This is a genomic window from Agrobacterium larrymoorei (assembly GCF_005145045.1).
Lineage (GTDB): Bacteria > Pseudomonadota > Alphaproteobacteria > Rhizobiales > Rhizobiaceae > Agrobacterium > Agrobacterium larrymoorei.
In genome coordinates, this window is record NZ_CP039694.1 from 338,312 (window position 1) to 363,443 (window position 25,132).

General features: G+C 57.9%; 24 protein-coding genes. 5 read left to right on the forward strand and 19 right to left on the reverse strand.

What is annotated here, in order from left to right:
* From CFBP5473_RS24620 to CFBP5473_RS24635, 4 genes are all read right to left on the reverse strand, one after another.
* Window positions 1–852: a carbohydrate ABC transporter permease gene (locus tag CFBP5473_RS24620; protein WP_051441384.1), complete on the reverse strand. Its 852-nt coding sequence runs from the start codon at window positions 850–852 to the stop codon at window positions 1–3.
* Window positions 849–1,709: a carbohydrate ABC transporter permease gene (locus CFBP5473_RS24625; RefSeq protein WP_027676667.1), complete on the reverse strand. Its 861-nt coding sequence runs from the start codon at window positions 1,707–1,709 to the stop codon at window positions 849–851. Before CFBP5473_RS24625 ends, CFBP5473_RS24620 begins: the two co-directional genes overlap by 4 nt.
* A 66-nt stretch (window positions 1,710–1,775) precedes the next feature.
* On the reverse strand, window positions 1,776–2,996 hold the full coding sequence (locus tag CFBP5473_RS24630; RefSeq protein ID WP_027676668.1) for an ABC transporter substrate-binding protein: 1,221 nt from the start codon (window positions 2,994–2,996) through the stop codon (window positions 1,776–1,778).
* A 72-nt stretch (window positions 2,997–3,068) separates the two neighbouring features.
* Complete coding sequence (locus CFBP5473_RS24635; RefSeq protein ID WP_027676669.1) at window positions 3,069–4,169, reverse strand: mannonate dehydratase; 1,101 nt, start codon at window positions 4,167–4,169, stop codon at window positions 3,069–3,071.
* A 303-nt stretch (window positions 4,170–4,472) separates the two neighbouring features.
* Between CFBP5473_RS24635 and CFBP5473_RS24640 the strand changes: the two genes are divergently transcribed.
* The 5 genes from CFBP5473_RS24640 to CFBP5473_RS24660 all read left to right on the forward strand — a co-directional run bounded on the left by CFBP5473_RS24640 (window position 4,473) and on the right by CFBP5473_RS24660 (window position 9,061).
* A complete protein-coding gene (locus CFBP5473_RS24640; protein WP_027676670.1) occupies window positions 4,473–5,258 on the forward strand; it encodes an IclR family transcriptional regulator in 786 nt (261 codons plus the stop codon).
* Between the two features lie 33 nt (window positions 5,259–5,291).
* Complete coding sequence (locus CFBP5473_RS24645) at window positions 5,292–6,488, forward strand: mandelate racemase/muconate lactonizing enzyme family protein (RefSeq protein ID WP_027676671.1); 1,197 nt, start codon at window positions 5,292–5,294, stop codon at window positions 6,486–6,488.
* Window positions 6,472–7,485 (forward strand): Gfo/Idh/MocA family protein, encoded by a 1,014-nt coding sequence (locus CFBP5473_RS24650; protein WP_210163867.1) that lies wholly within the window; start codon window positions 6,472–6,474, stop codon window positions 7,483–7,485. Before CFBP5473_RS24645 ends, CFBP5473_RS24650 begins: the two co-directional genes overlap by 17 nt.
* Window positions 7,482–7,949 (forward strand): heme-degrading domain-containing protein, encoded by a 468-nt coding sequence (locus tag CFBP5473_RS24655; protein ID WP_027676673.1) that lies wholly within the window; start codon window positions 7,482–7,484, stop codon window positions 7,947–7,949. The genes CFBP5473_RS24650 and CFBP5473_RS24655 overlap by 4 nt, the downstream gene beginning before the upstream one ends.
* A 116-nt stretch (window positions 7,950–8,065) precedes the next feature.
* Window positions 8,066–9,061, forward strand: a complete 996-nt coding sequence (locus CFBP5473_RS24660) for a Gfo/Idh/MocA family protein (protein WP_027676674.1) — start codon at window positions 8,066–8,068, stop codon at window positions 9,059–9,061.
* 149 nt (window positions 9,062–9,210) lie between these two features.
* On the opposite strand, the gene CFBP5473_RS24665 is transcribed toward CFBP5473_RS24660, so the two are convergent.
* From CFBP5473_RS24665 to CFBP5473_RS24735, 15 genes are all read right to left on the reverse strand, one after another.
* Entirely contained in the window at window positions 9,211–10,242 is a 1,032-nt protein-coding gene (locus tag CFBP5473_RS24665; protein WP_027676675.1) for an L-idonate 5-dehydrogenase, read from the reverse strand.
* Window positions 10,243–10,252: 10 nt separating this feature from the next.
* Window positions 10,253–11,200, reverse strand: a complete 948-nt coding sequence (locus CFBP5473_RS24670; RefSeq protein WP_136954424.1) for a 2-hydroxyacid dehydrogenase — start codon at window positions 11,198–11,200, stop codon at window positions 10,253–10,255.
* Between the two features lie 22 nt (window positions 11,201–11,222).
* Window positions 11,223–11,783, reverse strand: coding sequence for a gluconokinase (locus CFBP5473_RS24675; protein WP_136954456.1), 561 nt, complete (start codon window positions 11,781–11,783; stop codon window positions 11,223–11,225).
* The gene (locus CFBP5473_RS24680; protein WP_027676428.1) at window positions 11,752–12,519 is read right to left on the reverse strand and encodes an SDR family oxidoreductase; all 768 of its coding nucleotides are present in this window, start codon (window positions 12,517–12,519) and stop codon (window positions 11,752–11,754) included. Before CFBP5473_RS24680 ends, CFBP5473_RS24675 begins: the two co-directional genes overlap by 32 nt.
* Window positions 12,520–12,529: 10 nt before the next feature.
* On the reverse strand, window positions 12,530–13,228 hold the full coding sequence (locus CFBP5473_RS24685) for an HpcH/HpaI aldolase family protein (RefSeq protein WP_027676429.1): 699 nt from the start codon (window positions 13,226–13,228) through the stop codon (window positions 12,530–12,532).
* 15 nt (window positions 13,229–13,243) lie between these two features.
* Window positions 13,244–14,050 carry an SDR family oxidoreductase gene (locus tag CFBP5473_RS24690; RefSeq protein WP_027676430.1) on the reverse strand — a complete coding sequence of 269 codons (807 nt, stop codon included), beginning with the start codon at window positions 14,048–14,050 and terminating at the stop codon, window positions 13,244–13,246.
* A 9-nt stretch (window positions 14,051–14,059) separates the two neighbouring features.
* Entirely contained in the window at window positions 14,060–15,736 is a 1,677-nt protein-coding gene (locus tag CFBP5473_RS24695) for a hydantoinase B/oxoprolinase family protein (RefSeq protein WP_027676431.1), read from the reverse strand.
* Between the two features lie 12 nt (window positions 15,737–15,748).
* The gene (locus CFBP5473_RS24700) at window positions 15,749–17,812 is read right to left on the reverse strand and encodes a hydantoinase/oxoprolinase family protein (RefSeq protein ID WP_027676432.1); all 2,064 of its coding nucleotides are present in this window, start codon (window positions 17,810–17,812) and stop codon (window positions 15,749–15,751) included.
* 284 nt (window positions 17,813–18,096) lie between these two features.
* Entirely contained in the window at window positions 18,097–19,035 is a 939-nt protein-coding gene (gene nac / locus CFBP5473_RS24705) for a nitrogen assimilation transcriptional regulator NAC (protein ID WP_027676433.1), read from the reverse strand.
* 76 nt (window positions 19,036–19,111) lie between these two features.
* The gene (locus CFBP5473_RS24710; protein WP_027676434.1) at window positions 19,112–20,320 is read right to left on the reverse strand and encodes an aspartate transaminase; all 1,209 of its coding nucleotides are present in this window, start codon (window positions 20,318–20,320) and stop codon (window positions 19,112–19,114) included.
* Window positions 20,321–20,369: 49 nt separating this feature from the next.
* Window positions 20,370–21,113 carry a branched-chain amino acid ABC transporter ATP-binding protein gene (locus CFBP5473_RS24715; RefSeq protein WP_027676435.1) on the reverse strand — a complete coding sequence of 248 codons (744 nt, stop codon included), beginning with the start codon at window positions 21,111–21,113 and terminating at the stop codon, window positions 20,370–20,372.
* Window positions 21,103–21,876, reverse strand: a complete 774-nt coding sequence (locus CFBP5473_RS24720) for an ABC transporter ATP-binding protein (protein WP_027676436.1) — start codon at window positions 21,874–21,876, stop codon at window positions 21,103–21,105. Before CFBP5473_RS24720 ends, CFBP5473_RS24715 begins: the two co-directional genes overlap by 11 nt.
* The gene (locus CFBP5473_RS24725; RefSeq protein ID WP_027676437.1) at window positions 21,873–22,859 is read right to left on the reverse strand and encodes a branched-chain amino acid ABC transporter permease; all 987 of its coding nucleotides are present in this window, start codon (window positions 22,857–22,859) and stop codon (window positions 21,873–21,875) included. The genes CFBP5473_RS24720 and CFBP5473_RS24725 overlap by 4 nt, the downstream gene beginning before the upstream one ends.
* A gap of 42 nt (window positions 22,860–22,901) precedes the next feature.
* Window positions 22,902–23,774 (reverse strand): branched-chain amino acid ABC transporter permease, encoded by an 873-nt coding sequence (locus tag CFBP5473_RS24730; protein WP_027676438.1) that lies wholly within the window; start codon window positions 23,772–23,774, stop codon window positions 22,902–22,904.
* Window positions 23,775–23,794: 20 nt separating this feature from the next.
* Complete coding sequence (locus CFBP5473_RS24735; RefSeq protein ID WP_027676439.1) at window positions 23,795–24,979, reverse strand: ABC transporter substrate-binding protein; 1,185 nt, start codon at window positions 24,977–24,979, stop codon at window positions 23,795–23,797.
* Window positions 24,980–25,132 lie beyond the last annotated feature (153 nt).

Sequence of the window (25,132 nt, forward strand, 5' to 3'; positions counted from 1 at the left end):
TTATCCTTTAGTCGCGCCCGCGGTCAGGCCGCCGACAAAGAGCTTCTGCATGCTGAGGAATAGAAGGGCGATCGGCAGCGTCATCACCAGCGATGCCGCCATGACGGCGCCCCAGTCCGTGTTGAACTCGGTGGAAAACTCCGCCAAACCGATCGGCAATGTCTTCACCGAGGAATCCGTCGCGAAGCACAGGGCGAAGATGAACTCGTTCCAGGTGGTCACGAAGGCATAGACGAGAACCGCGACAATGCCTGGCGTCGAAAGCGGCAGGGTAATGCGGAAAAGCACGCCGATACGCGAGGCGCCATCAACGATCGCCGCCTCTTCGAGCTCGACTGGAATGGCCTTGAAATAGCTGGTCAGCATCCAGACAGACAATGGCAGCGTGATGATCATGTAGACGAGGATGAGGCCCCAGAAGGTATTGACCAGACCGAGAACACGCAGCGTAATGAACAGCGGTACGATGATCGCCGCCGTCGGCAGGAGTTGCCCCACCAGCACGAATGATTGCAGGACAGACTTTCCCTTGAAGTTGAAGCGGGCAAATCCATAAGATGCGAAGATCGCCAGAATGAGAGCGAGCCCCGTCGACCCCACCGAAATGATGACGCTGTTGAGGAAATAGCGGGGAATGTTGGATTCAAAGATGACGGTGTAATAATTCGCCCAAGTCGGCGCGTGCGGGAACCAGCTCGGAGGCACTGTGTAGAGTTCACCGAGCGTCTTGACCGACGAGATCGCCATCCAGACGAAGGGGAACAGACTGACGGCGACCAGAAGGATGGCGCCAATGGCGATCAGCGCCACCGGCATGCCGGTCCGCTTGAGTTTTGGGGTAGCGGCGTTCATCGAGCTTCTCCCGAGGGCGCTTGAATGAATTTGACGTAGACGAAGACGACCACGATCGCGACGGCGAAGAACAGCACGGAAAGCGCCGCCGCCTGGTTGAACTGCACCGCCTCAAATGCCATCCTGAAGATCTGGATGGGCGTGATGAGCGTCTTGTTGGCGGGCCCGCCACGGGTGATCGCGTAGATAATGGTGATGGAGTTCAAGCCCCAGATCACCAGAAGCAAAGTGACAGCGGTGATGATCGGGCGGACCTGCGGTAGCATGATGTGCCAGACCTCCTCCCAGAAACTTGCACCATCGATCCGCGCGGCTTCATAAAGATCGTTGGGGATCGACTGCAGGCCGGCGAGCACCATGACGGTGACGAATGGAAACATCTTCCAGACGTTGATGGCGATCAGCACCGGCATAACCGTATCGCGGTTCGTCAGCCATCCGATCGGCTGGTCAATGATGGCGGGCGCTGTCATCATGTAGTTGATGATCCCGAACTCTGTGTGGAACATCCATGCCCAGGTCGTCGCCGCAACGATGCCAGGAACGACCCAAGGAATAACCGTGATCGACCGGACGATCGCCCTGCCGGTAAAATTCTGATTTAGCAACACTGCGGCGGCCGTTCCAAGCGCCACTTGGAAGATGATGGACGCACCCACGAAATAGAGCGTGTTCCAGAACGCCTGCGGCGTTGCACGGGCACCCAGCACGGTCGCGAAGTTTTTAACCCCGACGAATTCACCCTGCTGGTTGCTGACGCTCAGCAGACCGGTATAGGCGACCGGATAGGCGATCAGCATCGCGAGCACGATAAGCGCTGGCAAGACGAAGAGTAGACCCGTCGATTGGCGGACCATTGGCTATCTCCTTGTGAGACTGGCCATCGGGCAGACATCCGATGGCCATGCGTTCGGACGGGTGGACTACTGGTCCAGCAGCGCCTGAATATCTTCGGCGGCATGGTCCATCGACGTCTGCACGTCCTCGTCGCCAAGGAGAATGCGCTGGATGCCATCGAAATAGGCCTGGGTGATCTGCACCCAGTTCTTGTTGGCAGGTAGGGCGCGGCCGTGCGGCAGCATTTCCTTGAACGCGTTTAGATCGGGATTTTTGAAGCGCTCGGCAGACATGCCGGATGTCCGGGCCGGAAATGTATCGGTCAGGATCGCCTGGTTCTCAGCCTTTGCCAGGAACTTCAACAGCACTTTACCGTCTTCGGGATTGCGTGCCTGCTTGGGAATAACAAGGCTCCAGCCACCGAGGATCGAAGCGGTTTGTGCGCCCTCGGGATGCGGGATCGGCATGACGCCTACATCGATCTTGGGGTTTTCCTTGCGGATCGAGACGACGTCAAATTGCCCGGACTGGTACATCGAAACCGTGCCAGCGATAAACAGACGGCGGTTGGCCGTTCCGTCATTTTCCAGCGTCGATGCCGGCGAGGCTTTCAGCTCCGTATACATGTCGGTATAGAACTTGACCGCTTCGACGGCCTTGGGCTCGTTGACCGTTGCCTTGGTCTGGTCTTCGGAAATGATCGATCCGCCATTCATCCAGATGAACGGCAGAGAGCGGAAGATGGTATTGCCGACTTCTCCACCGCCGGTGATGGCAAAACCGGAGCGGCCCTCGCGGGTCAGCTTCTTGGCCGCCTCGACAAGCTGCGGCCAGGTTTCTAGCGACTTTTCCGGATCGAGACCGGCTTCACGAAAATGGTCTTTGTTGTAGATGACCGCGTGGCTTTCGATGCGATACGGGATCGCCCACAGCGCGTTGTCATAGGTGCCGTATGCCAGGGCGCCTGGAACATAATCGTCGCGATCCTCGATCACGTCATCAAGTTTCGTCACCAGCTCATTGCGGGCATATCCGTTGACCCAGCCGTGCTGCACATCGATGAGGTCAGGCGCAGCTCCCGACTGCATCGTCGTCAAAATGCGCTGTGCCAGGCCATCTGCCGCCGTGATTTCAAGCTTGACCTTGATATCCGGATGCGCCGCTTCGAATGTCTTCACCAGCTCGCGTGCCCGAGCCTCGTTGAAGTTCGGCGTCCACCAGGTCACCTCCCCGGCGCTGGCCAAAGTCGTGCCTACCAGCAAACCCGCAGTCGCTGCCGCAAGCAGTGTCAATTTCCGACTGAACATGCTACTCCTCCCTAAATCGCGGCTGACAGCCGCTTTGCTCCGGATCACCCGAAAATCAGATGTCGTAATCGGTCACGCGAGTGCACGGCCCGTGCGAGACGGCCCAAGGCAATCTGCATTTGCGATCAATGCCTTCATGTATCCGATCGTGTAGGCATTCCCTGCGTGCCATGGTGCCGGGCAATCCATATCCGGCACATGGTCCGGCACGAGCACGCCATCGTAATTCTCATCCCGCAGCACCCTGACGATTTCCGCCATGTCGATGTCGCCGTCATCGACGAAGGTCTCTTCGTAATGCGGCACCTTGCCTCGGACATTTCTGAAATGGACATACCCAATCGCGCCCCTGCGGGCGAAATGGCGCGTCGCCTCATAGATATCGCCGGTTGTCATCTCCTGCAGCGACCCCAGGCAGAATTCGAGCGCGTTCGCCGGGTTTGGCACGATGTCGAGAAGCCGGTCGTATTTGTGCGGCTGGTTGACAAGCCGCGGCGTGCGGCGCAGCCGCTCGACCGGCGGATCGTCAGGATGCGCAGCAAGGCGGACATTGGCTTCTTGGGCCACCGGCACAAGCTGCTGCAGGAACCATTCCAGCCGCTGCCAAAATTCTTCTTCTTCAATCTCAGTCGCCACCTTGTTCGACAAGGCGGCGCGGTAGCGCATATTGCCGACCATGCCGTCAGGCACAGGATCATCGCCAGGTATTTCGGCAAGATTGAAGACCGCTGTCGTAGCACCGCCTCGCGCCACACGCTTACGCTGCCAGCCCCAGACACCGGCGATGGAGAAATTATAGCCGATGACGGGAATGCCCGCACGGCCGGCATCGCGCACCAGTTGTTTCATCGCGGCCATCTGGCTTGCCTTTTCCGGACCGTCGAGAAGAATGTCGGACCAGAAGTTCGGCGATATGTTTTCAAGTGCCGCAGGTTTAATATGGTGACGTGCCAGCATGCCGACACAGGCGCGCATATGGTCATAGGTCCAAAGCGGCGCATCGATGCAGTCGCCGTTGATCGGCCCAACCTCTCCCGCGAGGTAGCGGAAATTGTCGCCGTTGCGACTATAGTCAGTGAAGTGCAAAACGACGTCATGAACACCGAGCTGCGCGGCATATCGCGCGCCGTCCTCGTTCAACGTTTTGCCAAAAAGACTCAATCCGACGCGCATTGCCCCTCCACCGCCGCTCCTCCAAGCTGTCAATTCAAATATGAACTAACGCAGTTCTATTGTGATCATAAGAGTGTAATATACAAAATGTCAATGGCCACCGATGACACCGGGAAATGCCAGTGTGGTCATTACTAAAACCAAGTTTTAATTATTTATTTTCAATGCTTTGGATGTCAGCCTCCTGCCTACACTACGAAATCGTACAGGTGTTTTGGCAATTAAAGATATTTAAAATGTTCATTTATGAACTTTGAAAGTTCATTTTTCTGTGTTAGTCGATGGACACGGGAGGAAATCTGAATGGATCTCGATTTCAACGATGACGCCGCTCAAAAACACCGGGTACCCGCCATCGACAAGATGATGGACGTACTGGTGCATCTGGAGCGAAAGCCGGGCGCGACCATCAGCGACATCGTTGCTGGCCTGGCCGTTCCCCGCACGACGATCTACCGCGTTCTCAACTCGCTACAGCTTCACGATATGGTCAGGCGGGATGCCACGGGCGCTTATTTTCTCGGTCGAAGGCTGCTGAGCCTCGCGGCCCATGTCGGGCCGGGCAGCCTCGATGTCGATCTCATCACGCTGGCGCAGCCGCATCTCGACCGGCTCGCGAACATGCTGGGTGAAGGTGTGAAACTGTCGATCATCGATGACGCCGGCATTCTTGTTCTCGCGGCCGTTCAGGGCCGCAAGGAATACGCACTGTCTGTCGCGCCGGGGCAACGAATGCCCATTCACGCGGGTGCGGCGAGCAAGATCCTGCTGGCACACCTGCCGCCCGACAAGCTGCAGGCCTGGTTGGCCCGACCGCTGGCATCATTCAGCAGCAAGACAATCACCGACCCGAAACGTCTCGAGGTCGAGCTTGCGAAAATCCGCAAACAGGGCTGGGCGCAGGACAAGGGTGAGAACGCGCCCAGTATTCTGGCATTTGCGGCCCCAGTTTTCGATGCCGGCGGCATCAATGTTGCCGCCATCAGCGTACCCTTTCTGGCGGGAACACCAGCCGATCGGATGACCATGATACGACTGGCCGTGATGGATGCAGCACGCACCATGAGCGAAAGCATGCCCCGCGCCTGATATTGCCACTGCCTTATTCTTCAGGGAGGAAGAATGAAGATCATCGACTTGAAATGCGCCGTCATCGGCAAAAGTCCCATCGTGCGGATCGTCACCGACGAGGGCATCAGCGGTTTCGGGCAGGCAGAGACCTGGAAGAGCAATCTCAAGCCACACATCCTGGCATTCCGCGATGCCCTGACCGGCGAAGACCCGACGAATGTCGAGCGCGTCATGCTGAAAATCCGCCAGCGCGGCGGTTTCAAGCCATGGGGATCGGCAGTGTCCGTGATCGAGATGGCGCTCTGGGACGTGGCCGGAAAGGCGGCCGGCGTGCCGGTATACAAGCTGCTCGGCGGCAAGGTGCGCGATAAAGTGCGCGTCTATAATGGCTCCATCCGCTTTCCGCTGCCCGATCATTCCCCTCACTCGCTTGCTGCCGACATCAAGCGGATGATGGAACTGCCCGAGGGCTTCACCATGATCAAGCAGCCGATCGGCTTTCACTCGGCCATGAAGCGCGAGGTCGACGGTTTTTATTACGGCGAGCCCAATGCCAGCCCGTTCCATGGTGCGCTGGATCGCGGCCCGATCACCGAAAAAGGCCTCAACCATTTTGTCGATTGCGTCGCCGCCATGAAGGAAGTGACTGGCGACAAGATCGGACTTGCGCTGGATGCCGGCCCCGGCTGGATGTTGCCTGATGCGATCCGGCTTGCCCGCAAGCTCGAACCCTATCACCTCTTGTGGGTGGAGGATCTGCTGTCGGGCGATTACACGCCTTGGGTCAATGCCGGCGTCTATCGTGAACTCACGCGCGCCACGTCCACGCCCATCCACACCGGCGAGCAAATTTACCTGCGCCAGAACTTCAAGGAACTAATCGAGTCCCAGGCCGTCAGCGTCATCGGTCCCGATCCGGCCGATGTCGGCGGCATCGCCGAACTCAAGTGGATCGCCGAATACGCCGATCTACATGGCATCATGATGGCCCCGCATGGAACTGCGAACGGCGTGCTGGGTCTTGCCGCCCTCACCCAGGTCTCGGCGACCTTGCCGAACAATTTCCTCGCCTTCGAATACACGACCGGTGATCCCGACTGGTGGTACGACATCGTCGAAGGCCTGCCGCAGCAGATCGTCCGCGACGGGTTTGTCGATGTTCCGGATCGTCCTGGCATGGGTGTCGACATCATTCCGGAAGCGGCGCGCCCGTATCTGGGTGACGATGACCATGACTTCTTCAACTGAACGCGAGGCAGGCATGTTACGTATCGGAATTCTGGGTGCAGCCGGCATCGCGCCGCGCTCGATCATTCAGCCGGCCCGCCGTCGGTCGGATGTCACGATCTACGGCGTGGCGTCCAGGCGCGCTCAGGCAGGGGCCGATTATGCGGCCTTGCACCGCATACCAAAATCCTACGGCAGTTATGCCGACCTGCTGGCTGACCCGGAAATTGATGCGGTCTACAACGCGTTGCCGCCAGCGGGGCACGCGCAATGGTCGGTTGCAGCGCTTGAAGCCGGCAAACATGTCCTGTGCGAAAAGCCGATAGCCATGTCATCGGCGGAGGCGGAGACCATGTTTGCGGCATCCGCCGCCAGCGGAAAAATCCTGATGGAGGCATTTCACGACCGGTATCACCCGGTTTTCCTGCACCTTCTCGAGTTGAAGGAGAGCGGACGGCTTGGTACACTGAAAAGCGTGAAGGCAGAGTTCTACGTCGATATTCCCTTCGATCCAGCCTCCATCCGGCACGATCCCGGCCAGGGGGGCGGCTGCATGATGGATCTTGGATGTTACCCCCTGCATTGGCTACGGAATTTCTTCGGCGAGGAGCCGAAAGTCCTGTCTGCAAAAGCCACGCTCACCGCACTTGGCGTCGATGAAAGCATGCATGCGCGCCTGCGCTTCGGTAATGTCGATGCCGAACTTGTCGCCCATATTGCCAAGCCTCCGTTCGAAGCGCGCCTGTCCGTCATTGGCGATGGCGGAACGATCGAGATCGACAATCCGGTGCTACCGCACAAGGGGCACTCGATCCGCCAGACCTACGACGGTCGCCTCGAGGAGTTCACCCTTGGCGGCGGCACGACCTATGATTACCAACTGCAGGCCTTTGTCGAGGCAATCGACAGCGGACGCCCTCCGCTCACGGGCAGGTCGGACGCCGTCAACAACATGATCGCGCTTGAAAAAATTTACGCCATGGCCGCGCTGAAAATGGAGAAAGGACAAGACGCATGACCGGGCAACCATATTCACTGGAAGTCCTCGCCGAAGAACGGGCGCAACTGACGATACCCAACTTCGACTATGCATTCGCTTGGCAATTGGGCAGCCTCATCCGCCAGAAGGCCGTCGAAAACGATCTGTCGGTCGCCATCGAAGTTCGTCATGGCGCGGATGTCGTGTTCGCCACATTAGCCGGAAAGGCGACAATCGACAATTTCGACTGGACACGCCGCAAATGCGCGGCAGTACATCGTTTCCACCGCAGCTCGCTGCAGCTGCGACTTGACGCAGAGAAAGGCGGATACGATTTCAACCAGCGTTTCAGACTGCCGCCTGCCGATTATGTCGCCAGCGGCGGCGCGGTGCCGTTGATCCTCACCGGCGGAACCCTGATCGGAACAGTTGCGGTCAGCGGCCTTCCGGATGTCGAGGACCACGCGCTCGTCGCCTCCGCGCTGCGGGACCTGATATCGTGACGGCTGAACCTGCTTGTCCGGCTGATTTAAAACGACGATCGAGGCAAACAATATGATAGCCGCGCTGATTGGCGTGAGACGAAATCGGCATCACCTGAACGGTAAGGAGAAGACGGGTGGATGACAATCTGAAATGGGGTGTTCTGGCAACGGGCTGGATTGCCGAACTTTTTACCCAGGATTTGATCGAGGCAGGTCTGACGGTTCATGCCGTCGGATCGCGAACCTTTGAGAAGGCCACCGCCTTTGCAGAGCGTTTCGCGATTCCGGTTGCCTATGGAAGTTATGAAGAACTGGTCGCGGACGACGAGGTCGACATCGTCTATATCGCAACGCCGCATCCTCAGCATGTGTCGGCTGCCCTGCTCGCCATCGAGGCCGACAAACATGTCCTGATCGAAAAGCCCTTCACCATCAATGCCGCCGAAGCCGAATTGCTCGTATCGAGCGCGCAGCAACGGGGGGTGACGGTGCTCGAAGGGATGTGGACGCGATTTCTGCCGCATATGCGGCGCATTCACGAGATCATCGACGCCGGAACGCTCGGCACGTTGCGCTCGCTTCGCGCCGAGCATCGGCAATTCCTGCCCACCGATCCGAACCACCGCCTGAACTCGCTGGCCTTGGGAGGCGGCGCTCTGCTTGATCTCGGGATTTACCCGATCTCTTTCGCCTACGATATTCTTGGCGCCCCCGTTTCCATTGCCGCCACTGCCCGTTTCCAGGAAACTGGCGTCGATGCAGAGATCGCAACGATCATGTCTCACCCCGGTGGATCCGTTTCCACAACGGTATCGGCGCTCGATCTGCAACTTCCGAATACAGCGGTGATCTTCGGTTCACTGGCGCGCATCGAAATCGATGCAACTTGGTATACGCCGACCTCATTTCGGGTCATCGACCACAAGGGAAACGTGATCGAAATATTCGACGGCAGGGTTCCCGGTCGAGGCATGCAGTTTCAGGCGCTTGAACTGGAGCGGCTTGTGCGCACGTCCGAGCACTCGAGCCACATGCCTGTTAGCCAGAGCGTCGAGATCATGGGCGTACTGGATGAGATTAGGAAGCAAATCGGACTAATCTACCCACAGGAGAGCGTTGAATTAGGCTAACAGCTTCGATGGTTGGCGCTTCAAACATTGAGCGGAACGATATGTTGTTAGCCGAGCTCGTGAGTGACTTAGAACCTAGGACCATTGAAACCCCTCCATCGAGCGTCGCATCTCGAAGGGTCATACAGCTATTTTGGTTTTGAGCCGCATCAAAACGCTAGTTGCACCTTCATCGACTTGCTTCTATCACCCGCAGCTTCAAATGCTTGTACGGAATCCTCAAGAGGGAACGTGCCGCTCAGCAGCGGCTTGAGATCGACGCGGCGCTTACCGATAAAGTCGACGGCCAGTCCGAACTCCTCGTGGAATCGGAAAGTGCCCCTCATCTCGATTTCCTTGGCAACGACCATGTTCTGCGGAATGGAGACCTCACCGCCGAGACCAAGTTGCACCACCGTCGAACGCGGACGCAGCACTTCAAGGCCCGAGCGCACGGCCCTCTCATTGCCGGAGGCTTCGAACTGCACGTCAAAATACCCCTTGCCAGCCGCATAGGCCGAAAGTTCTTCCGGGCTTTCGGCGACGTTGATGACTCGGTCGGCCCCAACCTCGAGCGCCTTCGCCAGAACGGCGTCCATCACATCGGTGGCAACGATCTCGCGGGCGCCATGGGCACGCGCAGCAATGATGGCCAACGCGCCGATCGGGCCGCAGCCGGTCACCAGAACGCGCTTGTCGGTCAGCGGGCCGGCGCGGTTGACGCCATGCAGAGTGACGGCGAACGGTTCCGCCATCGCCGCCTCATTGATCGAGACGCCATCCGCGACCTTGTGGCACTGCCAAACTTCGGCAATCAAACGCTGACGAAATGCCCCTTGGATATGTGGCATCGGCATCGCCGAGCCATAGAAGCGCATGTTCGAGCAATGATTCTGCTGGCCCTTTAGGCAATATTCGCAGCGGCTGCAGGGTCGGCTCGGCGAGACCGCTACCCGGTCACCGATCGCAAAGCCTGACACCCCCTCACCCAGAGCCTTGATCGTGCCAGCCACTTCATGGCCGAGGATCATCGGTTCTCGAACGCGCACAGTACCAAAGCCGCCGTGATTGTAGTAGTGAAGATCGGATCCGCAGATGCCGCCCGCCTCGATGGCGACTTCAACTTGTCCGGCAGCAAGCGTCTCCACTTCTCTTGCCTCGATCCGCAAATCCTTAGCGGCATGAATAACGATGGCTTTCATCAGGCTATCCTCAGATGACGGGAGTTGGAAGCGTATCGCCAGCGAAGTGAGCCACGAGGTTGTCGCGCACCAGCTTGCCCATTGCTTTGCGGGTTTCAATTGTGCCCGAAGCGTGATGCGGCTGCACCAGAACATTGTCGAGTTTCAAGAAGCGCGGGTTGAGATTTGGCTCCCCTTCGAACACGTCGAGCGCGGCGGATCCAAGCGTGCCGCTTTCCAACGCGTCGAGCAGCGCATCCTCATCTATATTAGAAGCACGCGAGATGTTGATCAGCATGCCTTCCGGGCCAAGAGCTTCAAGGACCTCCTTCGAAACGATATGGCGCGTGGCGGCTGAAGCGGCGAGCGTAACAAACAGGAAGTCAGAGTGCCGGGCGAGTTCGACTGGATCGGCGATGAAGGTGATGTTCTTTGCAAAATCCTTTGCCGCCACATCGCTATAGGCAATATCCATGTCGAAGCCCCTAAGGCGCTTGGTAACCTCAAAGCCTATCCGGCCTAGGCCCAGCACGCCTGCCTTCCGGCCCCAGACCTTTCGCTTTAGCGGGTAAAGGCCCTTCGCCGACCAGCTTCCGTCCTTTACCCACCGCTCCGCACCAATCATTCCGCGTGACTGAACGAGCATCATGGCCACACCGAGATCAGCGACGTCGTTGGTCAGCACATCAGGCGTGTTGGTGACGCGAATGCCACGTGCGCGACAGGCCTCGAGATTGACTGCATCGTAGCCGACCCCGTACACCGACACCACTTCCAGCTTCGGCAACCTGCCGATGAGCTCTGCCGAGGCACCGAGCTCTCCACGGGTAGCGATGCCGCGGATGTTTCCGCCATGCTGCTGCAGGAATGCGTCGCGATCTGTCGCCTCATAAAGCTTGCGAACTTCAAATTTTGCCTCGAGCTCGACCAGATCCCATTCCGGGTATGGGCCGACAAGCAGAATCTCCGGCTTGGTCATAGTGTCCTCCATGATAAATTTATCAATTGTCTGTTGCGGTCGCAAAACCGAACGCGGCGATGCGGGCGATGGCATCGTGAACGATCCGTTCGAGCGGCTGGTCGATTTCCACGGTCACTACGTCCCGCTCGCTTTGCGGTAGTTCCAGCGTGGCTAATTGGCTGTCGAGCAACGACAGCGGCATGTAATGGCCTTCGCGGGCGCCCATCCGCGAGGCTAGCAGTGTCCGCGTTCCCTGCAGGAACACGAATGTCACCGGCCGCCCTGCCCTTGCCCGCAACAGGTCGCGGTAGGACCGTTTCAGCGCGGAGCAGGAGATGATGGTGCGCGCATCATCGCCGAGCTCAGTGCCGAGCACGTCCAGCCAGGGCCAGCGGTCGGCATCGTCAAGCGGAATGCCCTGGCGCATCTTCTCGACATTGGCGGTCGGATGACGGCTGTCGCCTTCGATGTAACGGCAGTCGAGCATGGACGCGAGCCTTTCGCCGACGGATGTCTTGCCGCAACCGGAGACCCCCATCACGACGATCGGCCCGATGGCACCGGCAGTTTCAGAGAGACGTGGTGATGCCGCCGTCGACATAAAGCGTGTGTCCATTCACGAAAGAGGAAGCCTTGCCGGACAGGAACACCGCAGCACCGACCAGTTCGTCGACATTGCCCCAGCGGGCAGCCGGCGTGCGTTTCTCCAGCCAGGACGAGAATTCCTCGCTGTCGACCAGCGCCTGGTTCAGCGGCGTCTTGAAGTAACCTGGCGCGAGCGCATTCACCTGCAGGCCATGTTTGGCCCAGTCGGTGCACATGCCGCGCGTCAGGTTTTTGACTGCACCCTTGGTGGCCGTATAGGGCGCGATGCCCGGACGGGCGAGTTCGCTCTGCACCGAGGCGATGTTGATGATCTTGCCGCGACCGCGACCGATCATGTGCTTGGCAACCGCCTGACCGACGTAAAACACGCTGGAGACATTGGTCTTCAGCAACTGTTCCCAGCGGTCGACGGGAAAATCCTCCAGCGGTGCGCGGAACTGCATGCCGGCATTGTTGACGAGGATATCGATCGGCCCAACGCGGGCTTCGATCTCGTCGACACCCTTACGCACGGCTTCGGCTTCGGTGACGTCGAAATCGGATGCAGATACTTTTGCACCGGCGGCGGTCAAATGGTTGACGGCCGTATCGAGTTTGGCCTTGTCGCGGCCGTTCAGCACCACTTCGGCGCCATGCGCGGCAAGCCCTTCGGCAAGCGCAAAACCAATTCCCTGCGAAGAGCCCGTCACTAGAGCCCGAAGGCCCGAAAGATCAAAAAGGTCGGAAACCATTCTATCGCCCTCAAGCAATCGCGTTTTTCACCGCCGCGAGACCGCGACGCAGGAACGGGTCCGAATGCACGTAGAAGAACTGCACGCCCTTGCCGCGCCAATGCGGGATCTCATCGAGCGTAGCGAGCGTTCCGGCAATCTTGCCCGTCGCACGGATCTTGTCGACGGCAACCGCCACCTTTTCCATGACAACATCCGGGCGCGGTTCGCCGAACGGCGGCGCCGGCGGATATCCCATGTCCTGTGACAGATCGCCGGGACCGATGAAAAACACATCGATGCCTTCGACCTTCAGCATTTCTTCGAGTTCATCGATTGCATCAACGGTTTCGATCATGGCGATCACAAGCCGCTTTTCATAATCGGAGGGAATGGCGTAGCGAACGGCATCCACGATCGCGCGCGCTTCCTGCGCGTTGCCGATCATCGGCACCATGATGCCATCCGCGCCTGCATTCAGATAACGGATGATCAGCGGCCGTTCGTGCGATTGCGGACGAACGATGGCGGCGCCACCCGCGCCCCTGACGATCTGCGCGGTTTCGCGCACATCTTCAAAACTCCAGGTCCCGTGCTCGCAGTCCACGAAGACCGCATCGGCCCCCAGTTCTACCAGACGCGCAGAAATTCCTGAATGCGTATGATGCGGCGTGAACATGCTGATGGCTTCACCCGCAGCAAGACGTGCGCGCAGTTTTGCTCCATTCATGACTTTTCCTCTCCCTTATTTCTTGCTTGGCATGTCCGGCGTATCGGCCGGAGCCCCGACCCAGCGTGCCGTCTCGATATCGGCGGACGTGTCACGCATATGAACCGGGCAGATATGCAGTTCGGGAATGACCGCGCTTTTGCCCAGGCTCGCACACAGGGCAATCGCGCGGGCAACTTCGTGAGGATCCATCATCACCGCGCGCTCTTCCTTGAGGGGCGGTCGCGCGCGGTTGTCCATGATCGGCGTGTCGGTTTCGCCGGGCAAGATGGTCGTCGCCCGAATGCCCTGATTTCGGTAGGTGTTGTGGAGGAAAGACATGAAATTCTTCACGCCCGCCTTGGCCGCACCGTAAGCGACGCCACCGAGAAGGTTGGGATTGACGACGGCCAGAGACGAAACCGTAATGATGGTTCCCTCATTTCTCGCTATCATGTCGGGCAATACGGCTTGCGTCAGATTGAAGACGGCCGTCAGGTTGACATTGATGGTCGAGTTCCACTCTTCCTCGCTGATGAAGCGGGCGTTGAGAACCTTGCTGGCGCTGCCAGCATTGTTGACGAGGGTATCAACCGAGCCGATGCCCTCCTTCACCCACTTGATCGTTTCGAATATCTCGTCGCGCGATGCAATATCGAGCGCGCGAACAAAGGCCTTGCCTTTCTTCTTTTCGATCAAGGCCGCTACTTCGCGCAACGGTTCGAGACGGCGCCCGGTAAGAACAAGGGTTGCCCCCTCCTTGGCGAGAAGAAGGGCCGTCTCCCGACCGATACCTGAGCCTGCACCGGTGACGAGCGCGATCTTTCCGTTGAGCAACCCCATGACTGCCTCCTATTCTGCTGCGACCGGAATCGGGCCAGTATAGCCATAGATGTTCTTGGCTGACTGCGGTAAAACGAGCTTATCAGCAAGATCCTGCTCGATGAGTGCAGATGAGCGTTCGCTGGCTCGACCCCAGCCACCACCGCCGGGCGTTTCGACTTCCAGCCTTTCGCCGGTTTTCAGAACGACCTTGCCCTTGGGGAAATGCGGCTCGCCCTCTTTCATTACCTTCCCGGCGGTCCCGCTTTGACCTCCGACGACACCGAAGCAGGGGTGACGAACCCGTTCGGAGGCCAGATAGATGTTCATCGGGTTATTGCCGAGGTTACGAAGCACGACGCGCTGGCCAAGACCGCCGCGATGCTTTCCCGCACCGCCAGAATCGGCAATGAGCTCTTTACGTTCCGTCAGAACAGGTACGGCAACCTCGAACATCTCAACCGCCGTCACCTTGCAGTTAGACGGGAAGCTCAGCGTGTCGAGACCATCGAATTCCGATCGCGCACCCTGCCCACCATGAAAATTTTGCACGGATGCATATTGGGAGCCGTCGTTGCGCTGCCCGACGCAGTTGGCCGCCCAGATCGGCGCCCCGCCGCTGTCGCCCAGCACCTTGTGTGGAACAATCCCCTCCAGAGCCCGGAAGATGAGTGACGGAATGACATGGCCGATGAGGTTACGGGAGTTACCCGCTGTCCATTCCTGCGGATTGAGAATGCAGCCCAATGGAGCCTCATCCGTAATCGGAACGATACAGCCCTCATTGTTTGGCGTTTCGGCGTCAAGAAGGCACTTTAGCGCGTATACCGAATGAGCATAACGATAATTGGTACGGCAATTGATCGAATGCAGGACCTGATCCGACGTGCCGGTGTAATCGACATGGATGGAATCGTCCTTGACGATAACCGCTGCCTTGAGCGTGACATCGACGTCATACCCATCCAGGAGAACTTCGGCACTATAGGTGCCGTTCGGCCATTCGCGGATCGCCTTGCGGGTCTGGGCCTCGGAACGGGAGTGAATTGCCTGCGCCAGCCCTTCGACGTCATCGAGACCATACTCGTCGAGAAACTTCACCAGTTCCCGGCCCATGACGTTGTTTGCCGCAATCATCGATTCCAGATCGCCACGCACTTCAATCGGCATACGAACGGAAGCTTCGATGATGTCGAATACATCCTCGTTGGGGACGCCGGCCTTGAGGAGCTTCACAATCGGGAAACGAATTCCCTCCGCAAATATATCGCTCGCTTCGGAGTGCAGTGGCGCGCCACCGATATCGGGCAGGTGGGCAATCGATCCGGCATAGGCGACGACCTTGCCGTTCTTGAAGATCGGCGTGATCATCGTCACGTCCGGCAGGTGGCCCGTACCGATTTCCGGATCGTTAGTCGCAAGCACGTCGCCTTCGACCAGTTTTTCCGCCGGGAATTTCGGCAGAAAATACTTCTGGGCAGCGGCGGGCAGCGAGGTGATGAAGACCGGGATGGACCATGTGCACTGGGCAAGCGCTCTGCCCTTCGCATCGAGAAGGACGGTGACGTAGTCATGGTTCTCACGGACGATAGGCGAGAAAGCCGTTTTGCCAAGTACGTTGTCGGCCTGGTCCGCGATGAAGATCAAGCGGTTCCACATGACTTGCAGATTGATCGGATCATTGAAATCGGTGGCGGGTTTCGACATATGGATGTCCCCTTAGAGAATGTTGATCACGAGGTTGCCGTGCGCATCGACATGGAAGACGCCGCTTGGACCCACGACCGCTGTTGATTCACGCTGTTCGACGATTGCAGGCCCCTTGACCGCCTCACCGACCGGCAGTTTGTAATGGTCATAAACGGACGTCTCGACGTAGGTTCCCGCTTCCTGAAAGTAGACCTGACGGCTACCCTTTTTGGCGTCGGCAACAACAGTTTCGTGCGGGCGCGTAACCTGATCCTTGTCCCCGCTGGCGCGCAAACGCCAGGTGATGACTTCGAGGGGCGCAGCAACGGTTCTGCCGAACAGTTCTCGATAGAGCTTGAAGAAGGCGTCGCGCAATTCCTGAAGAAACTGCTCTTTCGGCAAGGTCCGATCCGGCAGGACGATGGTGATTTCATGCCCCTGCCCTACGTGCCGCATATCCACGGTGTAACGATTGGCAATGGTGTCCTTCGGTACGCCTGCCGCAGAAACGACTTCGGCACCTTGGGCCGCAAGGTCGTCCAGAAGCGTATTCATGGCATCGATATTCCACGCATCCAGCGCCATCGGATGGCTGACCGAAAGATCGACGGCCACGGGTGCGATCAACAGTCCAATGGCGGAACTGACACCGGCGCCGGTCGGGCAGATGATCCGCGAAATGCCGAGCTTTCGGGCGATACCGTAGGCATGGACCGGCCCGGCACCACCAAACGCGACCATGGGCAGCGAACGCGGGTCGACGCCGAGATCGGTCGCGTGCATCGCGGCGGCCTTGCTCATGGATTCGTTGACCAGATCGTGGATGCCCCAGGCGCAGCGCTCCACCGAAACATCGAGCGAAGTCGCAAGCTTTTCCATCGCAACGCGCGCTGCATCCTTGGAAACCTTGAAAGAGCCGCCGACGAAGGATTCCGTCCCCATGTAGCCGAGCAGAATGTCCGCATCCGTGACCGTTGGTTCGGTGCCGCCGCGCTGGTAGGCCGCCGGTCCCGGCATTGCGCCAGCAGAATGCGGGCCGACATCCAGAAGACCAAGAGGGTTTCTGGCCGCAATGGAGCCGCCGCCCGCACCGATTTCGATCATCTGGATCGACTGAATTTTCAGCGGGAAGCCGGAGCCTTTGCGGAACCGCTGATAATGGGCGACCTCGAGATCCGTGCCGACATTCGGCTCGCCATCCGGGATCAGGCAGAGCTTTGCGGTCGTGCCGCCCATATCGAAGGACAACACGCTGTTTTCGCCAGCGGTGCGGCCGAATTCGGCAGCGGCGACAGCGCCTGCGGCCGGGCCCGATTCAATCAGGCGCACCGGAAGCTCCGCAGCGCGCTGGCTCGGCACCAGACCGCCGGAAGATGTCATCCACAGAACCTGACGGTCGATGCCTTTTTGCGCGAATTCGCGCTGAAGATGAGCAACGTGGCCCGCCATTTGCGGGCGTGTATAAGCGTTTACCACCGTGGTGGATGCACGATCGAACTCGCGCATTTCCGGGCAGACTTCCGAAGAAAGCGAAACGAAAATATCGGGATTTTCTTCACGAAGAAGGGCTGCGACACGCTTTTCATGCTGCGGATATTTGTAGGCATGCAGCAGGCAGACTGCGACCGAGCTGATACCCTTCTCCTTCAGCCGACCGGCGATTTCGCGCACGGTTTCTTCCATCAGTTCAGTGATGACCGAACCATCGGCTGCGATGCGTTCCTGAGCACCGAAGCTGTTCGAGCGGGTGACCAGCGGATCGGGATATTTGATGTTGAGATCATAGAGATCGTAGCGCCCCTCGTTGCGGATGCGCAGCATGTCCTGAAAGCCGTCCGATGTTACAAAACCTGTCTCGACGCCCTTACGCTCCAATACGGCATTGGTCACGACAGTCGTTGCACCCAGAACCTGGATGTTGTCGATCGAAATTGTTGCGGCGTGCTTTTCGAGCAACTCGGATACGCCCTGAACGACAGCTTCGGCAGGGTTTTTCGGTGTGCTCAGGACCTTGTGCAGATGGAGTTCTCCACTGTCATCAAGCAGAGCGAAGTCGGTAAAAGTACCGCCAGTGTCGAAAGCAAGTTTTGCCATAGTTCCCTCAAAGCGACCTCGCAGCCTTTGGTGCTGCTTTGCAGACCCATCGTTCAGGTCCGTTTCTGAGGAGAGGTTAGGAGAGACTGGCATGCATTGGCCAACACAACTACAGTCTGCCGCTATAGGGTTTGCTTATGACAGTGGTAGCGTTTCAAACACCGAACTTGCATTCGCGGTAAGCGTACCGCGCGACAAATCAGTGCTGTTAGCACCGATGATGTGCTCATATGTGCGCGGCATTCGAGTGGCGACAGAGCTTTCAGGCGACAGCCGCGTTCAGATTAAATCGCGCGAATGCCTGGGTGATGTTCGCTCTGCATCTTGGCGACGATCTCGAGGAGAACCGATCGTGCCGCGAGCGCCGGTTCGGACAACGGAAGATGGTCGGAGGTACATAGAGACACGGTTGCATCGATCACCGGCTTGGTGAGAGGATGCATCTGCGCACCTTGAAAACTTGTGGTTTCCAGAACCACGGATGCGGGCAGGATCGTCGAACCGAGGCCATCCAAAACAGCGGCGCTGAGTGCTGGGATGGATTCCAGCTCCGATATGACCTCGGGCTTTGCCCGCGCCCGACCGACCGCATCGTCGATCAAACGCCGCAAGAAATGCGATTTGCTCGGCAATAGCAGCGGCATCGCGTCCAGAGACGATAGAGGCAACGCCTTGCCGGGCGCTTCAGGAAGCGTCATGCCCGCAGGCGAGACCAGATACATTTCCTCCCGGAACAACGGCCGCAGTGACACGCCTTTGATCGGATCCGATGTATATATGAGCGCCATGTCCATTTTGCCGGTCATGATCAGCTCGCTCAGGATATGGCCAAAACTGTCATTGATATGCACTGTGATATCGGGAAACCGTGCTCTCATTGCCTTAATCAGCGGGAGAGACAGCGCGCTTGAGGAGGAATAGGTTGCCAAACCAATCGAAACCCGGCCCGACAAGGACCGTGCGGACTGATCGATATCGATCTGCGTCTGCTCGATCTGCTTTAGCATGATCTGAGCGTTTCGATAGAGAATAAGCCCTGCTTCCGTCGGGGTAATGCCGACATTGCTGCGGATGAGAAGCTGGTGCTTGAAGTGTTGTTCTAGCGAAGCAATCTGCTGGGACAGGGCCGGCTGCGCGACACGAAGGATACTGGCTGCGCGCGACACACTTCCCGTATCGATTATCTTTACAAAGCTCTTCAGTTTCTTGAAATCAACGCTCATGGTTCCCCGCACTTTTTGGGGAGATTAGGCCGTGTCGAAGGGCATAAGCAAGCCCTCCGACACGGATTGGGGATCGTCAATTAAGAGCCTTGACCGCCTGCTCGATCCGGTCACAAGCTTCCTCGATTACCTCCATCGAGGTTGCGTAGGAAATGCGGAAATATGGAGACAGCCCGTACGCTGCGCCCTGCAATGCCGCCACACCGACGCCATCGAGGAGATACAGCACGAAATCGAGATCGCTCTCGATCACCTTTCCGTCCGGTGTCGTTTTACCGATCACGCCTGCACAGTTCGGGTAGAGATAAAATGCACCATCCGGCACATAGCAAGACAAACCGTCGATGGCGTTCAGGCGGGAGCAGGCATAGTCACGACGCTCCTTGTAGACCTTCACACTTTCGCCAATGAAAGCCTGATCGTTCGAGAGCGCATGGGCCGCAGCAGCCTGGCTGATGGAAGATGGGCAGGACGACATCTGCGACTGAAGCTTGTTGATGGCCGCAATCAAAGGTGCCGGACCGCCAGCATAACCAATGCGCCAGCCTGTCATCGCATAAGACTTGGATACGCCATTTGCGAGCAGGATGCGTTCCTTCAACGCTGGCACAGCCGCCACCAGGGTCGTCATCGGTTCATCCTGGAACCAAACCTGGTCATAGATGTCGTCACACAGGACGAAAACCTGCGGATGACGAAGCAGGACCTCGCCAAGCGCTTCAAGCTCGCTTCGGCTGTACGCGGCGCCCGTCGGGTTCGAAGGTGCATTCAGGATAAGCCAGAGGGTCTTCGGCGTGATCGCCTTTTCGAGCGCGTCGGGCGTAAGCTTGAAACCAGTTTCTTCCGGGCAGGCGACAATGACGGGCTTTCCTTCATTGGCTATGACTATGTCTGGATAGGAAACCCAGTAGGGAGCAGGGATGATGACCTCGGCATCGTTCTCCACACTCGCCATCAGCGCGAGGAAGAGTATCTGCTTTGCACCGCCGCCCACGCAGATTTCATTGTCCGCATAGGTCACGCCGAGACGGCGCTCGAAATCGCCGATGATCGCCTTGCGCAGCGCAGGCGTGCCGTTGACTGCCGTATATTTCGTCTCGCCACGATCAATCGCAGCGTGAGCCGCAGCCTTGACGTTATCCGGTGTATCGAAATCCGGCTCGCCCACGGTCAGGTCCATGATGCTGCGGCCAGCCGCCTTCAACTCACGCGCCTTTGCGGCGGCAGCCGTGCTTGGAGAAATCTTGATCCTGGAAACCCGCGACGCGGGCACGAAGGTACTCATGAAATTGTCCTCGGTTTGTTTTTATCTGTCGATTGAAGCTGTGGCACCGTCAGTGCACGGCATCCAGTTCGTCGCGCATCTTGCCCGTCAGGAAGAGTTCCCCAAGCTCGTCATGGCTTATGTCTGCCGGCTTGCCATCCCAGATTACCTTGCCAAGACGCAGGATAACGGCGCGCTGCGCGACCTCCATCGCCTTCTTCGTGTTCTGTTCGACAAGCAGAATGGTCATGCCTTCCGCATGGAGCCGCAGCAATTCGTTAAAAACGATGCCGATCGCTGCGGGCGATAGCCCCACAGACGGTTCATCGACCAGCAGCACCTTGGGACGCTGAAGGACAGCCATGGCCACTTCCAGCAACTGCTGTTCACCGCCGGACATGTTTCCGGCAAGCGTGGAACGGCGGGTCTTGAGAATGGGAAACAGATCGTACAAGTAGTCGCGATCGGCCTTCACCTTCGCATCGCGGATGGTATAGGCCGCCATTTGCAGGTTCTCATCCACGGTCATGACCGGAAAGTTGCACCGCCCCTGCGGGACGAAGGAAATGCCATCTCCCAGGATAGACTTCGACTTTGCTCCCGCAATGTTCTTGCCCCGCCAGTGGATATCGCCTTCCTTGACGGTGGTCATGCCGTAAAGGGTCTTGAGCAGAGTGGATTTGCCCGCGCCGTTCGGCCCCATCAGGGCAACGAACTCACCGGCTGGAACATCCAGATCGACACCGTTCAGAATATCGAGATTTCCGTATCCTGCGCGCAGGCCTTTGATGGAAAGATTGCTGTCAGCCGCCAAGATAGGCCTCCCTCACGCGCTGGTCGTTGATGATTTCCTGTGGCAGTCCTTCAACGAGCTTTGCGCCCTGATCAAGCACGACGACACGCTGGCAAATGCTGGTCACGACATCGATATTGTGCTCGATCACGAGGAAGCTGACGCCCAGTGACTTGTTGGCGTACTGGATTGTTTCGACCACACGTTCGATGATCTTGGGATTGATGCCAGCCATCGGCTCGTCGAGAAGGATGATTTTCGGCTCCGGCATGAGCATGGAGGCGAACTGGATCAACTTCTGCTGCCCCCCGGACAAATTACCCGCCGGTTGGTGCCGCACATCCCACAAGCCCGCCATCTTGATCAATTCACGAGCCCGTTCCCGCAGGGCATTGATGCGGCTGCGCGAAACCTTGCCGATACCGAACGTCGAAGCCAGTGTCCGAAAGGTAAACATCTGGCCTGCGATGATGAGGTTTTCCTCCACGTCCAAAGCCTTGAATGTAACCGTATTCTGGAACGAGCGGAGCATGCGTCCCTCCCGCGCGATGCGGTTGAGTGACCATCCGGTTATATCCTGGCCATCCAGAAAGACCGTTCCCGCGCTTGGCTGCGCCAACCCCGTCGTGCAGTCGAAGAAAGTCGATTTTCCGGAACCGTTCGGGCCGATCAATCCTGCGATTTCACCGCGATTGACATGCATGCTGACGTCGTTGACGGCACGGACCGCACCGTAGGACTTACTGAGATTGCGAATGTCCAGAATGGGAAGATGCGAAGTCATTTCGAACCTCCGATTGCGTTCCAGAAGCGATTGATCAAAGGTGCAAGGCCGTTTTTGAACCAGAAGACAAGAGCCAGAAGGCACAGACCATATGCGATCATGCGCAACTCGGGCGCCACGCGAAGCGCTTCCGTCAGTCCCACGAAAAGCAGGCTTCCGAGTACAGTGCCGGAGATCATTCCCGCGCCACCGCCAAGAACGATGATCAGCATAGTGGTCGAGTAGTACATCTGAAAGGTCAGAGGGCTGACAACGGTGAGATAGTGCGCATAAAGGCAACCTCCCACGCCCGCAAAGACCGCGCTCAGCATGAATACGATCAATTTATAGCGCCATGTCGGCACTCCGAGCGACTCCGCCAGAGTTTCGTTCTCACGGATTGCCACCATGTTACGACCAGCGGGAGACCGTACGAGAGCCCAGGCAATCAGAGTTCCCAACACGGTGATCGCCAGCGCGAGGTAATAGAAGCTGGTGGTTCCGCTGATCGCGAAGGAGAGCGGCCCCAGTTCGAAGTATGGCTTCGGTATGCCCGAAAGGCCCATATCGCCGCGGGTCAGCGAAATCCAGTTCTTGGATATCGCCTGACCAATGATGACGAAGCCGAGCGTACACATGACGAACGAGGTCGAACGCAGGCGCAGCGCCGGGATGCCGAGAGGCAGAGCGATGGCGCCCGACACCAGACCCGCAGCGATCAGATTGATGTAGAATGGCGTATTGTAATGAACAGCGAGCAGACCTGCCGTATAGGCGCCGATGCCGAAAAACGCAGCCTGCGCCAATGACAGAAGACCGGTATAGCCAACGAGCAGATTGAGCCCATGGGCCGGAAGCATGAAGATCAACGCGATGATCAGCGAGTGGGTCACATAGCGCGTGCCGATGAATGGTGCGGCGAGTGCGATGACGATCAGGACGGCGGCGAGCGGAATGCGCAAATCGCGACGGCGTGCCCGGGAAGCAGTGTCCGTGAGAGACATGTCGGGTCCTCAGTGTTCGAGAAGGTTCGGCGGGCGCAACATTCAGAAGCGCGCCTGCGTCGAAAACAGGCCATGGGGCCGCCACATCAGCATCAGGATAAGCGTCGCAAATCCAACGGTGTCACGGAACTGGAGGCCGATATAGGTGGCGACCAGGCTCTCGGCGATACCCAGGATCATGGCAGCGTAGAAGGTGCCCCGAACGTTACCAAGGCCTCCCATGATGATGATCGGAAGTGTCTTGAAGGTGATGAGTTCACCCATGCCGCCGTAAACGCTGACATTCACCGGCGCCGTCAGGACACCCGACAGTGCGGCAAGCGCCGCACCGAGAATGAAGGTGCGTAACACGACCTGAGGGACATCTATACCAACCACGCCACAGCACTGAATATTCTGCGATACGGCACGCATGGCCATACCTAATCGGCTGTATGTCACCATCAACTCAAGACCGACGAACACCAGAAGGCACACGACGAGGATGATGATGCGCTGCTGCGCAAGGGAAAAGCCGAAAACGGAGATGGGTTCGATGTACCCGCCTGCGAAGAACTTGTAACCGCCGCCAAACACGAAAATGACGGTGTTTTGAAGAATGAGCGCGATACCAAGGGTGGCGAGAACGCCGGACTCCGCCGGCGCCCCCACCATCCTGCGCATCACCAGTTGTCCTACGACATAAGCCACTACGATCGTCGACAGAACACCAACGACAATCGAAGCTTCATAGGAAAGACCGAGATAGTCGATGGCAAACCACGCCCCGAAAGTCCCTAGCATGTAATATTCGCCGTGAGCGAAGTTGATGGCTCGAAGCACGCCGAAAATCATCGTCATGCCGACGGCGACGATGGCATAAACGGAACCGGTGACGATACCGTTTATGACCTGCTCGATAATTGTCGAGAACATGGCAATCTCCCTCCCGTCTGTTACTGAGCCGGGTACTGGATTTCTGCCGTATAGGCGCCCTTGATGCTTGGTTTGCCGTTTTCGATCTGTAGCAGGATCATCGGCAGACGGGCCTGGTTATGATCGTCGAACGTAACCTCGCCGACGGGGCTGGTATATTTGATTTTCGAAAGAGTATCCCGCACCTTTTCCTTATCCGAACTTCCAGCTTGCTTTATGGCCTGGGCAAGCAGGTTCACCGTGTCCCAGTGGACATAGGCGTGGTTGTTTGGCGCTTCCTTGTAGGTCGTGGTAAACTTTTCGACGAAAGCCTTGCTTGCAGGGCTATCGAACTGAGGCAGCCACGCTGCGGCTTCGACCGCTCCCTCCATGGCCTTCGGTGCAGCCTGGATCGTTTTCTCGGTATTGAACTCGCCATTACCGATCAGCGTAACCTTGCCGGCAAGCCCAAGCTCCAGCATCTGACGCGCAATGATGGGTGTCGTATCGGCCAGACCATACATGATGATGGCCTGCGCACCATTGTCGCGAATTTTTGCGAGAACGCTGCGGAAATCGACTTCGCCTTCCTTGTAATAGTCTTCGCTAAGGATTTCGCCCTTGAAATCGGGAAGGTATTTCTTCGTAAAGGTAACTGCCGAACGGCCATAGTCGCTATCGACCGAAAGTACCGCGAACTTGGTGAAACCGCGCTGTTCAGCGGCGTATTTGGCAACCACGAACGCACGGTTTTCATCGGTCGGATAGTTGCGGAAGGTCCACTTAAAGCCGCCGACACCAGCTTGATAGGTGATCTTCGGGTTGGAAGAAGCAGCGTTAAGAAGCAGAATTTCGGCATCTTCGGCTACAGGCTGCATGGCAAGCGTCACCGAACTGGAGACGTCGCCGATAACGAAACTGACGCCATCTTGGTCGATTAGGCGGCGCGTTGCAGAGACGCCTTCAACCGGCGTTCCCTGACTATCGGCGTTGAAGAGTTCGATCTTCTGCCCATTGATACCACCGGCATCGTTGATGTCTTTCACCGCCAGTTCGGCGCCGCGCAAGGAGAAAGCGCCGTATCGCGCATTCGGACCGCTCATCGGTGCGACCACGCCCACCTTGATGCTATCTGCGGCTATCGCGTGGGTGATCGGCTGTGCACCAAATGCCAAGATGGCAGCTGTGGAAATTAGAAGAAACCTGCGTGTAATTCTACGTGTCATGTTCCCACTCCGTTTTCGGATTTATCTTACCGGCCTCATGTCCGGTCGCCTCCTGCCGCTTATGCGGTTCTTTTCGATTAACGTCTCGCTAATCGTTAAAGCAGAGTAGGTCTGATATAGGTCAATTGGCCAACACAACTCCTTTCTGCCGCT

What these genes read in the sequence shown, in the direction of transcription:
- CFBP5473_RS24640 (WP_027676670.1), top strand. Translation starts at nt 4,473, where the DNA reads ATGGATCTCGATTTCAACGATGACGCCGCTCAAAAACACCGGGTACCC.
- CFBP5473_RS24720 (WP_027676436.1), bottom strand. Translation starts at nt 21,876, where the DNA reads ATGACTTCGCATCTTCCCATTCTGGACATTCGCAATCTCAGTAAGTCC.
- CFBP5473_RS24650 (WP_210163867.1), top strand. Translation starts at nt 6,472, where the DNA reads ATGACTTCTTCAACTGAACGCGAGGCAGGCATGTTACGTATCGGAATT.
- CFBP5473_RS24725 (WP_027676437.1), bottom strand. Translation starts at nt 22,859, where the DNA reads ATGTCTCTCACGGACACTGCTTCCCGGGCACGCCGTCGCGATTTGCGC.
- CFBP5473_RS24700 (WP_027676432.1), bottom strand. Translation starts at nt 17,812, where the DNA reads ATGGCAAAACTTGCTTTCGACACTGGCGGTACTTTTACCGACTTCGCT.
- CFBP5473_RS24630 (WP_027676668.1), bottom strand. Translation starts at nt 2,996, where the DNA reads ATGTTCAGTCGGAAATTGACACTGCTTGCGGCAGCGACTGCGGGTTTG.
- CFBP5473_RS24680 (WP_027676428.1), bottom strand. Translation starts at nt 12,519, where the DNA reads ATGGTTTCCGACCTTTTTGATCTTTCGGGCCTTCGGGCTCTAGTGACG.
- CFBP5473_RS24695 (WP_027676431.1), bottom strand. Translation starts at nt 15,736, where the DNA reads ATGTCGAAACCCGCCACCGATTTCAATGATCCGATCAATCTGCAAGTC.
- CFBP5473_RS24710 (WP_027676434.1), bottom strand. Translation starts at nt 20,320, where the DNA reads ATGAGTACCTTCGTGCCCGCGTCGCGGGTTTCCAGGATCAAGATTTCT.
- CFBP5473_RS24690 (WP_027676430.1), bottom strand. Translation starts at nt 14,050, where the DNA reads ATGGGGTTGCTCAACGGAAAGATCGCGCTCGTCACCGGTGCAGGCTCA.
- CFBP5473_RS24730 (WP_027676438.1), bottom strand. Translation starts at nt 23,774, where the DNA reads ATGTTCTCGACAATTATCGAGCAGGTCATAAACGGTATCGTCACCGGT.
- CFBP5473_RS24645 (WP_027676671.1), top strand. Translation starts at nt 5,292, where the DNA reads ATGAAGATCATCGACTTGAAATGCGCCGTCATCGGCAAAAGTCCCATC.
- CFBP5473_RS24620 (WP_051441384.1), bottom strand. Translation starts at nt 852, where the DNA reads ATGAACGCCGCTACCCCAAAACTCAAGCGGACCGGCATGCCGGTGGCG.
- CFBP5473_RS24625 (WP_027676667.1), bottom strand. Translation starts at nt 1,709, where the DNA reads ATGGTCCGCCAATCGACGGGTCTACTCTTCGTCTTGCCAGCGCTTATC.
- CFBP5473_RS24675 (WP_136954456.1), bottom strand. Translation starts at nt 11,783, where the DNA reads ATGTCGACGGCGGCATCACCACGTCTCTCTGAAACTGCCGGTGCCATC.
- CFBP5473_RS24665 (WP_027676675.1), bottom strand. Translation starts at nt 10,242, where the DNA reads ATGAAAGCCATCGTTATTCATGCCGCTAAGGATTTGCGGATCGAGGCA.
- CFBP5473_RS24655 (WP_027676673.1), top strand. Translation starts at nt 7,482, where the DNA reads ATGACCGGGCAACCATATTCACTGGAAGTCCTCGCCGAAGAACGGGCG.
- nac (WP_027676433.1), bottom strand. Translation starts at nt 19,035, where the DNA reads ATGAGCGTTGATTTCAAGAAACTGAAGAGCTTTGTAAAGATAATCGAT.
- CFBP5473_RS24685 (WP_027676429.1), bottom strand. Translation starts at nt 13,228, where the DNA reads ATGAATGGAGCAAAACTGCGCGCACGTCTTGCTGCGGGTGAAGCCATC.
- CFBP5473_RS24635 (WP_027676669.1), bottom strand. Translation starts at nt 4,169, where the DNA reads ATGCGCGTCGGATTGAGTCTTTTTGGCAAAACGTTGAACGAGGACGGC.
- CFBP5473_RS24735 (WP_027676439.1), bottom strand. Translation starts at nt 24,979, where the DNA reads ATGACACGTAGAATTACACGCAGGTTTCTTCTAATTTCCACAGCTGCC.
- CFBP5473_RS24670 (WP_136954424.1), bottom strand. Translation starts at nt 11,200, where the DNA reads ATGACCAAGCCGGAGATTCTGCTTGTCGGCCCATACCCGGAATGGGAT.